Annotated in this window: 15 protein-coding genes and 1 pseudogene; 5 read left to right on the forward strand and 11 right to left on the reverse strand. The window is 36.6% G+C overall.

Translation table 11 applies throughout. The features are described 5' to 3' along the window. Positions 1-16 precede the first annotated feature (16 nt). Complete coding sequence (locus tag F3J23_RS21235; protein ID WP_167033507.1) at positions 17-1,678, forward strand: hypothetical protein; 1,662 nt, start codon at positions 17-19, stop codon at positions 1,676-1,678. A 50-nt stretch (positions 1,679-1,728) separates the two neighbouring features. On the opposite strand, the gene accC is transcribed toward F3J23_RS21235, so the two are convergent. The 5 genes from accC to pdxA form a co-directional block, all read right to left on the reverse strand. Then, positions 1,729-3,084 (reverse strand): acetyl-CoA carboxylase biotin carboxylase subunit, encoded by a 1,356-nt coding sequence (accC, locus tag F3J23_RS21240; RefSeq protein ID WP_167033509.1) that lies wholly within the window; start codon positions 3,082-3,084, stop codon positions 1,729-1,731. Between the two features lie 98 nt (positions 3,085-3,182). Next, complete coding sequence (gene accB, locus F3J23_RS21245; protein WP_167033511.1) at positions 3,183-3,668, reverse strand: acetyl-CoA carboxylase biotin carboxyl carrier protein; 486 nt, start codon at positions 3,666-3,668, stop codon at positions 3,183-3,185. A gap of 127 nt (positions 3,669-3,795) precedes the next feature. Beyond that, positions 3,796-3,999 (reverse strand): 50S ribosomal protein L32, encoded by a 204-nt coding sequence (gene rpmF, locus F3J23_RS21250; RefSeq protein ID WP_002976251.1) that lies wholly within the window; start codon positions 3,997-3,999, stop codon positions 3,796-3,798. A 67-nt stretch (positions 4,000-4,066) separates the two neighbouring features. After that, complete coding sequence (locus tag F3J23_RS21255) at positions 4,067-4,597, reverse strand: YceD family protein (RefSeq protein WP_167033513.1); 531 nt, start codon at positions 4,595-4,597, stop codon at positions 4,067-4,069. 84 nt (positions 4,598-4,681) lie between these two features. Next, entirely contained in the window at positions 4,682-5,773 is a 1,092-nt protein-coding gene (gene pdxA / locus F3J23_RS21260) for a 4-hydroxythreonine-4-phosphate dehydrogenase PdxA (RefSeq protein ID WP_167033515.1), read from the reverse strand. Positions 5,774-5,821: 48 nt separating this feature from the next. On the opposite strand from pdxA, the gene F3J23_RS21265 reads away from it, so the two are divergent. Genes F3J23_RS21265 through F3J23_RS21275 form a run of 3 tightly spaced genes read left to right on the forward strand, consistent with a single transcriptional unit; the run spans position 5,822 to position 8,560 of the window. Then, the gene (locus F3J23_RS21265; protein ID WP_167033517.1) at positions 5,822-6,406 is read left to right on the forward strand and encodes a riboflavin synthase; all 585 of its coding nucleotides are present in this window, start codon (positions 5,822-5,824) and stop codon (positions 6,404-6,406) included. A gap of 1 nt (position 6,407) precedes the next feature. Then, positions 6,408-7,862, forward strand: a complete 1,455-nt coding sequence (locus F3J23_RS21270) for a sensor histidine kinase (RefSeq protein ID WP_167033519.1) — start codon at positions 6,408-6,410, stop codon at positions 7,860-7,862. Continuing rightward, positions 7,862-8,560, forward strand: a complete 699-nt coding sequence (locus tag F3J23_RS21275; RefSeq protein ID WP_167033521.1) for a tRNA1(Val) (adenine(37)-N6)-methyltransferase — start codon at positions 7,862-7,864, stop codon at positions 8,558-8,560. Before F3J23_RS21270 ends, F3J23_RS21275 begins: the two co-directional genes overlap by 1 nt. Before the next feature lie 23 nt (positions 8,561-8,583). Here F3J23_RS21275 and F3J23_RS21280 read toward each other — a convergent pair whose 3' ends face one another. Then, positions 8,584-9,294 carry a cell division ATP-binding protein FtsE gene (locus F3J23_RS21280; RefSeq protein ID WP_167033523.1) on the reverse strand — a complete coding sequence of 237 codons (711 nt, stop codon included), beginning with the start codon at positions 9,292-9,294 and terminating at the stop codon, positions 8,584-8,586. Between the two features lie 154 nt (positions 9,295-9,448). Next, positions 9,449-9,607 (reverse strand): 50S ribosomal protein L34, encoded by a 159-nt coding sequence (gene rpmH / locus F3J23_RS21285; protein WP_002976260.1) that lies wholly within the window; start codon positions 9,605-9,607, stop codon positions 9,449-9,451. A 235-nt stretch (positions 9,608-9,842) separates the two neighbouring features. Between rpmH and F3J23_RS21290 the strand changes: the two genes are divergently transcribed. Continuing rightward, complete coding sequence (locus tag F3J23_RS21290) at positions 9,843-10,847, forward strand: DHH family phosphoesterase (RefSeq protein WP_167033525.1); 1,005 nt, start codon at positions 9,843-9,845, stop codon at positions 10,845-10,847. A gap of 57 nt (positions 10,848-10,904) precedes the next feature. On the opposite strand, the gene F3J23_RS21295 is transcribed toward F3J23_RS21290, so the two are convergent. The 4 genes and pseudogenes from F3J23_RS21295 to F3J23_RS21310 all read right to left on the reverse strand — a co-directional run. Continuing rightward, the gene (locus F3J23_RS21295) at positions 10,905-11,735 is read right to left on the reverse strand and encodes a patatin-like phospholipase family protein (protein ID WP_167033527.1); all 831 of its coding nucleotides are present in this window, start codon (positions 11,733-11,735) and stop codon (positions 10,905-10,907) included. A 75-nt stretch (positions 11,736-11,810) separates the two neighbouring features. Continuing rightward, the gene (locus tag F3J23_RS21300; protein ID WP_167033530.1) at positions 11,811-12,593 is read right to left on the reverse strand and encodes an alpha/beta fold hydrolase; all 783 of its coding nucleotides are present in this window, start codon (positions 12,591-12,593) and stop codon (positions 11,811-11,813) included. A 110-nt stretch (positions 12,594-12,703) separates the two neighbouring features. Then, positions 12,704-13,228, reverse strand: coding sequence for a biopolymer transporter ExbD (locus F3J23_RS21305; protein WP_167033531.1), 525 nt, complete (start codon positions 13,226-13,228; stop codon positions 12,704-12,706). Positions 13,229-13,444: 216 nt separating this feature from the next. Next, positions 13,445-13,668 (reverse strand): annotated as a pseudogene (locus F3J23_RS21310) (protein-disulfide reductase); the annotation flags it as partial.

Consider the following 13,668-nt stretch of genomic DNA (forward strand, 5'->3'; position numbering starts at 1 on the left):
AACAAATACCCTGAAAATGAAAAAAAACATATTCCTGTTTTTTCTTTTAATCATGTTGCCGCTGCATGCACAGGAAAAGAAATACCTCGTGATGAGCAGTACGCATTTTTTTATTTATACACCCATGGCAGACGGTTCTTTTTTGAGAAAATATTATTTTGCCAATTACAATAAAATGGGAATGAATTCGGAGACTTTTGTTCCTTCAGAAGAGGAGATCAAACAAATCTATAAAGAGTCGGTTCTTCTGAGTTCTGTGAATACGGATGCCCCTGAAGATTTTAGATATCTTGTGAATAAACCATTTACAGTGAGGAATAAAAAGAGTGGGGAGGTTTCAAAATTTTGTTTTTATGGTTCTGGATTCTTAAAAGAAGATTACCCTTCGTTTAATTTCAGCGGAGATGTGATTACGCCATCAAACCGGATAACAGATAACGATGCTTCACCTTATACTATTTTTCAGGTTGATGGCAAAACTTTTTTTATTATGGACGGTCAGATGCATCTTTTTCAGAAAGATAAAATTTTGCAGAATATTTTTCCTGATGCAGAAGTGAAGTTTACAGACAAAAATTTTGCCAGCAGAGATTGTCAGACGCTGGTGAAAATTGTAAGCACACCGGGAGATGCCAACGAGTCATTTTATCGGTATGGAGTAACAACAGTGAACGGTATTGAAGTGCTTCCGTCAGCCTATGAAAAGATTTATATTGCAACTGATGCAATCCTTGTAAAAAACAAGGGACTTTGGTATTTCTATGATTTTTTCGGTAATAAAATTATGGAAAAAGGATTCAGAAAGATTCTTCCTTTACATGTAATGGAAGAAATGAGAAACTTGGATAGTGGGGAAGAAAGAAAGATATACAAAAAAGGAGTTCTGACATATGCAGTGCTTGATAGGAATGAGATTAAGATAATGGATAATATTTATCAGCAGGCAAAAAAATCTGAGTTTGTATCTCTATGGAGATTATTCAGTACCTGTGGCAATATTCCAACTAGGAGAATGAGTGTCAGTTCAGCTGTAAGGCTCAAGGGCAATACTTTTAGTATCAGTAGAAAAACAGATGTATATGGTTATAGATATATCAGTGATGGTTATTCTGAAGATAAAGTTACGCTTAACAACAGCCAGTCTGTGGATATTGATGAAAAAGGATATGGTGAACTCAGCTACTTGAATAGGACAGACAGTTCTTTTGTTGTCACAGGCAGTGTTCCCAGCTCATATTATTTTTTTATGAAAAGTAGAAAAAATAACAGGGAAAGGCTGAAAGTAATCAATTCTAACTGCCTGGATAATCAATGCTCCGCTTATGGCTGGAATATTGATCAATTTCCGTCCGATGGAATAGATCTGAGCTATGATCGTATTGAGGATTTCAAATCAGAAATTGACCTCCTTACTTTAGGAGGGAATTATATAGAATCTTTCAATTTTAGAGGAAATCCGGATGCGGCAGAAAATAATAATTTACTTCAGGATACTTATTATAAGCTTTATGATAAAGGGAAAGTAGGGTTGTTTTCTCCAAGGTCTATACGCTTGAACAATGTAAAAGTCAAGTATAAAAAATTAGAAGATCTTAAAAACCGTTTCGCACGTTTTGAAGATGAAAACGGGAAAAAGGGATGGCTAAGTGAAGACAGTGAAGAATTTTATGATTTATAAAAAAACAGGCGGTTCATTGAACCGCCTGTTTCTGTATGGGAATAATAATCTTAGTGATTATCATATTTTTTATCCATTACAAAATCCTCCATGAATTTTGTTGTATAATTTCCTGCAAGATAATCTTCATTGTCCATCAGTTGTCTGTGGAAAGGAATCGTTGTTTTTACTCCTTCAATATAGAATTCCTCAAGGGCACGTCTCATTTTTGCAATAGCTTCTTCACGGGTTTGAGCCGTAGTAATAAGCTTAGCAATCATTGAGTCGTAATTGGAAGGAATACTGTATCCGGAATACACGTGAGTATCTACTCTGATTCCGTGTCCACCAGGGATGTTTAATCCTGTGATTTTTCCCGGAGATGGTCTGAAATCTGCATATGGATCTTCTGCATTAATTCTACACTCGATGGAGTGTAATTTCGGGTAATAGTTGATTCCTGAAATAGGAGTTCCCGCAGCAAGAAGAATTTGTTCCCTGATCAGGTCATAATCAATTACCTGCTCAGTAATAGGGTGCTCTACCTGGATTCTTGTATTCATTTCCATGAAATAGAAATTTCTGTGTTTGTCTACAAGGAATTCGATAGTTCCTACCCCTTCGTATCCAATAAATTCAGCAGCTTTTACAGCAGCATCACCCATTTTCTCACGAAGTTCATCTGTCATGAAAGGAGAAGGTGTTTCTTCAGTTAATTTCTGATTTCTTCTCTGTACAGAACAGTCTCTTTCTGAAAGGTGGCAAGCTTTACCAAATTGATCACCGGCAACCTGAATTTCGATGTGTCTAGGCTCTTCAATCAGTTTTTCCATATACATACCTCCGTTTCCAAAGGCAGCTACTGCTTCCTGAATTGCAGATTCCCAGTGGTCTTTAAGGTCTTCAGCTTTCCAAACAGCTCTCATCCCTTTTCCACCACCACCGGCAGTTGCTTTGATCATTACAGGATATCCTGTTTCTTCAGCTGTTTTCACTGCATGCTCGTAAGATTCGATCAATCCGTCAGAACCTGGTACACATGGTACTCCGGCAGCTTTCATGGTAGCTTTAGCATTAGCTTTATCTCCCATTTTCTCAATCTGCTCAGGAGAAGCACCAATAAATTTGATACCATTCTTTTGGCAGATTCTTGAAAAGTTAGCATTTTCAGATAAGAACCCGTAACCTGGGTGAATTGCATCAGCATTGGTAATTTCCGCAGCCGCAATAATGTTAGGGATTTTAAGATAGGAGTCTTTACTCATTGCAGGGCCAATACAAACCGCTTCATCAGCAAATCTTACGTGAAGACTGTCTTTATCAGCAGTAGAGTATACCGCAACAGTTTTGATTCCCATTTCTTTACAAGTACGTAAAATACGCATTGCAATTTCGCCACGATTGGCTATTAATATTTTTTTGAACATCTTCTTCAATTTGAAAATTAGATAATTTGAAAATTAGATAATGTTATTTTAATGTAGAATTTAATCTAACATCTAATGTCTAACATCTAACTTCTAAATTAAGATGGATCTACTAAGAATAATGGTTGGTCGTATTCTACCGGTGTAGCATCGTCCACTAAGATTTTAACGATTTTTCCGCTGATCTCAGATTCGATTTGGTTGAATAATTTCATGGCTTCAATAACGCAAACTACTTTACCAACAGAAACTTCGTCTCCTACATTTGCAAATACGTCTTTATCAGGAGATGGCTTTCTATAGAAAGTACCGATCATTGGAGACTTAATCGTTATATATTTGCTGTCGTCAGATGCAGCTTCAGCTTTCTCAGCAGCAGGTGCAGCAGTTGGAGTTGCAACAGGTGCCGGAGCAGCTACCGCCTGTGGAGCAGTGTGGTATACTGCAGGTTGTGCATAAACAGCATCGCTTCCAGCTAATGGAGTTTTAATAGTGATTTCGAAATCTTTAGTCTTGTACTTCACTTCTGAAACTTCAGCTTTAGATACAAACTTGATAAGATTTTGTATGTCTTTAATGTCCATAAATTTGATATTTGATTTTGATCCAAAGATACCAAAAAAACGTAAAAAACAACAAAAAACCGCCAAATTTTATCAAAATTGGGCGGTTTTTGTATTAAAATGAGGCTTTTTCAGCGAAAAGCGTCTCTTAGTTTTCTTCAGTAGCAGCTACTTCTTTTTCCAATACTACTTTACCTCTGTAGTAAAGTTTTCCTTCATGCCAGTGAGCTCTGTGGTATAGGTGAAGCTCTCCTGTTGTTGCATCTTTAGCTAATTGAGGAACTACAGCTTTGTAGTGAGTTCTTCTCTTATCTCTTCTTGTAGACGATTGTCTTCTCTTTGGATGTGCCATTTTCTAATAACTTTTTTAATTGATGAGCGATGAGATTCATCATCTCATCATATTTAAATTATTCTATTTAATTATTGTCTTTTAATTTTCTCAAAGCATCCCATCTAGGGTCACTTTCATGTTCTTCTTCTTCAGTTACCTCAATATCTTTAGGACTGAACTGGTCAAGAATTTTAAGATCTTCATCACTTACATTCGGCGAAATCTTTTTCATCGGGATAGAAAGCATTACATTTTCATAAATCAAATGTGCTACATTGAAAGCATGCTCTGCGGTAGGAATTGTAATGACATCTTCATTGCTGTCATCGTATTCTTCCCCGAAATTCACCAGAATCTTGATCTCATTCTCAATAGGGTAGTCAAAGTCTTCATTTGTAATATCACAAACCAGCTCAACCCAACCTTTTATTTTGATCTCAAACTCCAGAAAAGTAGTGTGTTTATCTAAAAAGACATGTACTTCTATTCTGGGATTTGTAAATTCCTGCTCAGTATCAAATAATTGAAAGAACGTTTTATCTATCTCAAACTTGAACTCGTGTTTTCCGTTTTTAAGTCCGGAAAAGCTTACGTCATAGTTTCTTAACTTGTCCATAAAATGAGTGTGCAAAAATATGCATTTTTTTTATAATAACAAATAAAATCTGAAACAAATTAATTTAAAATTTGTTTTAAAGATTTATGCTTCAGTTTCCTCCGGTAGATCTTCATCTATTCCGTTGTCTACAGCCATTTTTCTCGGCTGCAGGCGGTTACTCATCAGTTCGCTGTATTCACTTCTGTTCTTGAAAACTTTAATAGCAGTGAAAATCGCTTCTGTAAAACTCTGTTCATCGGCAACGTTCTTTCCTGCAATATCATAAGCAACTCCATGGTCCGGAGAAGTCCTGATGAACGGAAGTCCTGCCGTATAATTTACCCCTTCTTCATAAGCCAATGTTTTGAAAGGAGCTAATCCCTGATCGTGGTACATAGCCAGAACAGCATCGAAATTTTTGTATTTTCCTGGTTGGAAGAAGCTGTCTGCCGGGAAAGGGCCAAAGGTAAGTATACCATTATCAGAAAGTTCTTTGATAGCAGGGCTGATGATCTCAATTTCTTCATTGCCTATCACGCCGCCATCTCCTGCATGCGGGTTTAATCCCAATACGGCAATTCGTGGCTTCTGAATACAGAAATCCTCCACAAGAGTCTGGTTTAATACCCTGATCTGCTTTTTTATTTTTTCTTTGGAAATATTTTCAGCCACCTGTGAGATAGGGATGTGATGGGTGGAAACGGCCACTTTAAGATCTTCAGTTACAAGAAACATTAATCCTTTTTTGCTGAATTTCTCTTCAAAATATCCCGTATGCCCAGCATGCTTAAAGCCCATTTTTACCATTTCATCTTTATTGATGGGTGCTGTTACAAGAACATCAATATCTCCCTTCATTAAAGCTTCTGTAGCTGCTTCCAAAGAATCAATCGCCATTTTTGTAGACTCTTCTGTAGGAACGCCTAGTTCTACGTTAGCATTTTCCTTGGTAAGATTAACCATGTTGAGTTTCCCGGCCTGCGCCTGTGAAGCTTCATTAACATAGTTGAAATTAAGATTCAGCTTGAAAATATTTTTCTGATAAGTGAATAATTTCCCCGAACCAAAAATTACAGGAGTGAAAAAATCCGTAATAGTTTTGTCTTTCAGAGACTTCATAATGATCTCCGGGCCGATGCCGTTGAAATCACCGATTGAAATTCCTACTCGTACTTTATGGTTTTTTGGGCTCATTTTGATTATCTTTGAAGATTATAATTTACAAATTTAGCAAAAAATAATATGTTCACAGGAATTATTGAAGCAGTTGGTGTTATTGAGAAGATTGAAGAAAAAGGAAGCAATATAGATTTTACCCTTACATGCCCTTTTACCAACGAACTGAAAATTGATCAGAGCCTTGCCCATAACGGGTGTTGCCTTACTGTTGTTGAAATCAAAGACAATCAATATGTGGTTACAGCGATTAACGAAACCCTGGAAAAAACTAATCTTGGGAAGTGGGAGCTGGGCACCGTTGTCAACCTTGAGCGTTGCATGAAAATGGATGGAAGGCTGGATGGTCATATTGTTCAGGGACATGTGGATAAAACCGGTGAAGTAGTAAGTATTGAGAATAAAGACGGAAGTTATTTTATTACCATGAAATATGAAAATGATGGGAGTTTTGTAACTGTACCTCAGGGATCAATCACGGTAAACGGAATCAGTCTTACCGTTGCTAAAAGCGAAGATGCACAATTTTCTGTAGCCATCATTCCTTATACTTGGGAATTTACCAACATGCAGCATTTGAAAATTGGTGATAAAGTAAACCTGGAATTCGATATTATTGGTAAGTATATTGCTAGGTTAATTAAAAAGTAGAATGTCAATTAATAAGTATAAAGGATATAGCTTAAGGAACCGTGTGTTTTTCGGTTTCCTACTGGTATGTTTTTTAAGTGTTGTAGCTACATCGTTAGTTCCTTATTTCGTGTTGAGGAATCATTCTCTTCAGCAGAGTAATATTGATATGCAGGATAAGACGAATGCTGTAATGCGATATCTGGATTATGCGGTAAGCCAGACTCTTATAGAAACAAAAGACCTTCCACAGGTTTTAGGAAATAAGATCTTCGAAATAGCAGATATCAATCAGCATGAAATTGTTATTTACGATTTAAAGGGGAATTACCTGCTTTCCAGCAAAGATGAAGCTTTGGTAGATCAGAAAACGATTCCTATGGAGATCGTAAATAAAATGTTATCTACCGATGCAAGAGTGGATATGGTGAAGTATGATGCCGCTAAAGATGCCAAGGTTACCTCTTCATATCTTTTGCTGAAAAATAATGAGCTTGAACCTATCGGGATTGTTTATATTCCTTTATATCATAATGAATCTGCTTATCTTGAGGTGCTTCACCAGTATGTAAAATATATTCTTCTGGTGGATATTTTCCTTATTTTATTCAGCATCTGGATCAGCTGGGTAACATCCAACAGCCTCGCAAAAACCATTACAAAATTCTCTGATATGATCACGCGTATTACATTGTTTGAAAATGAAATGCGGCCTATCAGATACTATAAAAATGACGAGCTCAACGCTTTAGCCAGAGCTTATAACAGAATGATTCTTCAGATTCAGGATCAGAAAGAAAGGCTTAGGTTTAAAGCTTCTGAAGAGGCTTGGAGAGAGATGGCCAAACAAGTTGCTCATGAAGTGAAAAATCCACTTACCCCAATGAAGCTTACCATTCAGAATTTCGAAAGAAAATTTGATCCCGAAGATCCGAATATCAGAGAAAGAGTTAAGTTGATGAGTAAAACCATGGTAGATCAGATTGATCTTATTGCTACGGTAGCTTCTGCCTTCTCTGAATTTGCAAAACTTCCTGAAAAAAATAATGAAGTGATCAATTTGAATACAGAAGTTGAAGACATTCTTCGTGTATTCAATGATGATAGTATTTTCATGCATGCCAATAAGAGTAATATTATGATCAATATGGATAGGATTTACCTTTCCCGAATCATTACCAATCTTGTAACCAATGCAAAACAGGCGGAAAGTGATGAAAGAAAACTGATCATTAATGTAGATGTGGAACAGCACCAGAGAAGAGTAATTATTTCCGTTCAGGATAACGGAATAGGGATTCCTGAAAATATGTATGAAAGAATCTTTGAGCCTAACTTTACATCCAAAAATAGCGGAATGGGACTTGGGTTATCTATGGTGAGAAAAATGATTGAGGATTACAAAGGTGAGATCTCTGTGAAATCAGAAGTAGGAAAGGGATCAACATTTATTATTACACTGCCTACCAATTTATAGTGAAGTCTTTTAAGTTTAAGCAATTTGAAATTCAGCAGTCTAAAAACGTCTTCCGTGTAGGAACAGACGGGGTTCTGCTTGGGGCTTTAGCGGATGTTGAATCTGCTTCCCATATTTTAGAAGTAGGAACAGGGACAGGGTTGATTTCACTGATGCTGGCACAAAGAAATCCAAATGCTGATTTTTTTGGACTTGATATTAATGAAGAAGCTGTGGCACTTACAACACTTAACTTTGAAAATTCACCTTTCCGTACAAGATTAAAAAATAAGCATCAGGATTTTAAAACTTTTGAAACAGAATATAAGTTTGATCTCATTGTTTCCAATCCTCCTTATTTTGAAGAATCCGGATCTGATAAAGATAAGATCGCGCGCCAGACTGTGGAATTAAATTTTAAGCAGTTAGTCAGTAAAGCAGCTCAGCTTTTGTCAGAAAGTGGATTGTTTTCTGTGATTATTCCTGTAGAAGCCGGAGATATTTTCATTTCCATTGCGATCGAAAATCAATTGTATCTAAACCGAAAAGTTGATATCAAAGGAATTGAAAATTCAAAACCGAAAAGATTAGTTCTTGAGTTTTCTCCCATGGAAAAAGAGCTTCAGGAATCTGAATTCATTATAGAAAAAAGTCCGAGACAATACTCGGACCAATATCTTGAACTCACCAAAGAGTTTCATGTTTTTAATAAAAGCTAGGGCTTCCGTTGCTTTGAATCTTCTTACTCGAACAATTCTGCCGTATCTAACACGGATACTTTTCCATCTTCGCATCTGATGGCTTCTCCGGGAAAGTTTTGGATCATGTGGTAATCATGTGTTGCCATTACCACTGCAGCTCCGTTTTCAAGGGCTACCTGCTTCAGTAAGGTCATAATTTCATTCGAGGTTTCCGGATCAAGGTTTCCTGTAGGCTCATCTGCCAGGATAAGATCAGGGTGGTTAAGCAGCGCTCTCGCGATGGCAATACGTTGTTGCTCTCCTCCGGAAAGTTCGTGTGGCATTTTGTGCTTTTTGCTTTTCATGTTCACGCTTCCCAAAACCTCATTGATGCGGTCTTCTATTTTTACTTTATCATTCCATCCTGTTGCTTCAAGAACGAATTTTAGATTTTTTTCAACCGTTCTGTCAGAAAGTAACTGGAAATCCTGAAATACAATTCCTAGCTTCCTTCTTAGATTGGGAATATCGGACGGCTTTAATTTTGCCAGGTCGAACCCTACAACAGCTCCATGTCCGGACGCCAATGGAATATGTCCGTAAAGCGTTTTCAAAAGAGAGCTTTTTCCGGAACCTGTTTTTCCGATAAGATAGCAAAATCTACCTTTTTTAATGTTAAGATTTACATCAGAAAGAACAGTAAAGCTTTTTTGCGCAATCTTTGCGTGCTGTAAACTTATGATATTATCTCCGGAGATATTTGTATGTGGCATAATGTAATTTTAAAGGCTGTTTCTAACAAAAAAATTTCAATCTTTAAAAATAGAAAAAAGAAGTCTATCAGACTCTAATTTTAGTAAATTTTAACAACAAAAAATGCCTGAAAAGGAACTTCTCAAGCATGTTTTGTATATGATAATGTAGAAATTATCTCTTAGCGCGTGCAGCACTTACAGTTAATCTCTTTCTGCCTTTAGCTCTTCTCGCAGCCAAAACTCTTCTTCCATTTGGCGTAGACATTCTTTCTCTGAAACCGTGTTTGTTTCTTCTCTTTCTTTCTGATGGCTGGAATGTTCTTTTACTCATTACTATATGTTTAAATCGTAATTAATCTATTAATTTTCAGGTTGCAAAGATATAGAAAATTTTATAAGTTGCAAACTTTAATTATCTTTTTTTAAAATTATATGGGATGTTTTTTACTCAAACATTTATAAACCCTTATGGAGAAACCCAATTCCCGGTACAAAAATAATATTTAAATGATTTATATAAAAGCTCTATCTTTGAAAACTTTAATTTTAACGAAAATAAACACCGGATGTTTACACCAGCAGAACTTTTAGAGATCAATACATTACTTAAGCCAGAAAATAATATAGTTATTCTTACCCATTACAATCCGGATGGGGATGCTATTGGCTCCAGTTTGGGATTGAAACATTATCTGAAAGCCAAAGGAATTCATGCTGAGGTTATTGTACCTAATGATTTTCCAAAATTTCTGAAGTGGATGCCAGAGGCTAAAAAAGTGATCATTGCCGAGTATAAAAGAAAAATTGCTGCTGATATGATTGCAGGAGCAGACGTTATCTTTTGCCTGGATTTCAATTCTCCGTCAAGAATAGGATTGCTGGGAGACTGGCTGGTAAAAGCTGAAGGTAAGAAAATTCTTATCGATCACCATCAGCAGCCGGAACAATTTGATTTTGTATATTCCGATACGGTAATCCCCGCAACTTCTCAGATGATCTATCATTTCATTGAAGCAATGAATGATGAAAAACTGGTGAATCAGGATATGGCGGAATGCCTTTATACAGGGATAATGACTGATACCGGCGGGTTCCGTTTTCGTTCTACCAGTGCAACTACGCACAGAATTATAGCAAACCTTATTGAAAACGGAGCAGATCCTGCGATGATCACGTCCAATACATGGGATACGAATACGGTTTCCCGTCTTCATTTGCTGGCTTTGGTGCTGGGAAGAATTGAAGTAGTGAATAATGGAACAGTTGCCGTTTTAAGTCTTACAAGAAACGAGTTGAAAGAATTTGGTTTCCAGAAAGGAGATACGGAAGGTTTCGTAAATTACGGATTAAGCATTGCCGGCGTAAAAATGTCTGCATTCTTTATGGAAGACCTGTATGAAGATTTTGTTAAAATTTCATTCAGAAGTAAAGATGATGTGGATGTGAATCAGTTCTCAAGAAAGTATTTCAATGGAGGAGGGCACATTAATGCAGCCGGAGGAAAATCATACGAATCTTTATCAGGAACAATTGAAACGTTCAAGAAAAAAGTGGAGGAAGAGAATATGTAAAGAATAAGGGGGCTGAATAATGAATAAATCATAGGAATGTTGATTTGTTGTCTGTATTTATGATTCTTCAAATCTCTCAGCTTCCTCAAGCCCCATATCCTTACGATATCCTTTGCTTTCCAGCTCTTCACAAGTATACTCATAGACCTGCCGAAACAGCTCATCCATATATTTCTTGCTAAAAAGACTATACTTCGTCATTTTAGGAGGATCTAGAAATATATTGCAGTATTTCACTTTAGAATACACGGATTTTGCAATGGCCAGGTGGAGAATTCTGTCGAATTCTTTCATCAGGCTCATCTTTTTTAATTCATCATAACTGATTGAATTAACATGAGAAGCAATCAGAAAATCACATTTATCTATAATGGGTTCAATAGGAAGGTTGTCCAGAACTCCACCATCCACATAAATTTTTTCACCGATTCTTACAGGTGGAAGAATAAAAGGAACACTTGATGAAGCCAGCAAAGGCCCGAAAAGTTCACCTTCGGAAAAGAAATCGACAATACCATGAGTCATTTCTGTTGCCGCAACATAAATAGGAATTTCTAAAATGCTAAAGTTATCCTCCGGAAAATAGTCTTTGAATAATTTTAGAATAAAAGCCGAGCTGAAAATTCCGTTTTTGGAGAGCTTCAGAGCAGATCTGGAAAAAAAAGAAGTTTGTCTTACAATTTCCATCATCTCATCCGGCGTTTTCCCGAATGAATAAAAGGCACCAATAATAGAACCAGCACTTGTTCCTGAAATAATGTGAGGCTTGAGATCATATTCTTCCAGCGCTTTCAGTACGGCAATATGGGCAATTCCACGCATTCCTCCGCCTGAAAGTGTAAGCCCGATAACCGGTGGTTTCTTTTTTTTGAAAGAGAATAAACCCATTATGTATCGTATTCTTCTACTAATATACAGGATTTTTTTATAAACAATGGTTTAAACTCACGATGAAGATAAGGGTTATAAAACCAGTTTTTTAGGAAGATTATGAAGAAGTTCAGTATTGATGATTTCAGCACAGATACCCGGCTTTTCCCAATGACCATTATGACCGCAGTCTAATATATAAGATTTTATATTGGTTCTGTCCGGAAGATGCTTAATCATGGTATCGGTTTTTACGGCATTATCATGTTTTCCTGCCAGTACTAAGATCTTGGCTTCCAGATTTTCCATAATGTGCTTTTTATCAGTTCTTTCCACCATTCCTTTCACGCAGGCAAGTGCACCCATGTTATGGGTGGAAAGAGCGGTTTCAAGAGCGGTTTCTATTTTTCCTTCCAGAATATCTCTTTCGTTTGGATTGAACAGGTTTGGGATTCCGGCTCTGACATAGTGCGCAAAGGCATCCTTGATGATTCTGTAGCTTTTAATACGTTGTTGTTTCTTCTCTTCATCATCCGGAAAATAAGTGGAGAAAAATAAAGTCAGGCTTTTTAAGGATTCTGGGTATTTCTCTGCAAAAGCGAGTGATGTATAGCCGCCCATAGAATGTCCCAGTACATGTACTCGTTCTAAATTCTGGTCATCCAGTACTTTTTTCACTTCTTCTGCCATAAGCTCCATCGTATGAATGTCTCCCAGTATTTCAGACTGCCCGTGGCCCGGAAGGTCAATTTTCAGCAGTGAAAAATCTTTGGAAAGGTGAGGTTCCATATCGCTCCAGATGGAAAGGTTTTCCATAAATCCGTGCAGGAGGACTAATGTTTCTTTTCCGTTTCCTTTTCTTTCAAAGTTCAGCATGATTCCCAAATTAAAAGGTTAAAAAAATAAGATGACAGTTTACTTACTGCAATCAATTTCCCTTTCAAATGTAAACAAAAAAAGAGCATTTTAAAAATGCCCTTTGTGTTTTATTGTGTTAATTCCTTGTAAACCTTTGTTTCCCAAGGCTTGATATCTGCCACACCATATCGTTCCTTTTTGGCGATAGCGAGATTGTCCAGCATATCTACAAAATTCTTATAGTTGGCTTCATCTGTTGGTTTGATGATCACGGTAAAATTTTCAGGAACCGGAGCTTTTTTATAAGCCTCATTAATAATTTTTGAAACTTTTATTCCACTGAAATCTGTTTCTTTAAGATTATCGGTATTTAAATCATTTGCATTGCTTTGATGGTAAAATACGCGGTTATCTTTTCCGAGAATGAATGTTACCTGATTTTTATCTCCAATTACCGGAATATTTCTAGGAATAGGGTTGTGGTCTTTTGCCGGTAGTCCCAGATCCATTACGTTAGGTTTTGTGAAATTGGTTGTGAACATAAAGAAGGTGATAAGCAGGAATCCCAAGTCTACCATAGGAGTCATATCTACTCTGATCATTTTTTTCTTTTGTTTGCCGCCTTGTTTCTCTTGTGCAATTACTTCTGCCATGATTAGTTTTTTTTAATGTTAAACGGTATTTAATGAAAACTTTAAAAATCCGATCGTGATTTTGAAGAATCTATACAAAGTTTGTACCTAAAATTTCAAAATGATAATATTTTAATGATTTTGTTGTTATGTTAACCTTAATTAGTGTTAAAGTTGATGCATTAAAAAAGCCTTATCAATTTAATTGATAAGGCTTGTATATAGTTAAAGTAAAGTTTATTTACTTTTCTTATAGAAATTGACTCCACATTCGAGGAATTTTTTAAAGTCCTCTTTGGGCATATACCCTGAAACGGGGTTGTTGATCACTTTCCCTTCCGGAGTTATGAGCACATAATGCGGCTGTGAATTATTGTTGAAATTCACCTGCTGGAATAAGCTCCATCTGTCTCCGATTGTTTTTACCTTTTTGATCTGTCCTTCCCCAAGGTCAATTTTTG

Source organism: Chryseobacterium sp. Tr-659 (assembly GCF_011752975.1).
In the GTDB taxonomy this organism is placed as follows: domain Bacteria; phylum Bacteroidota; class Bacteroidia; order Flavobacteriales; family Weeksellaceae; genus Chryseobacterium.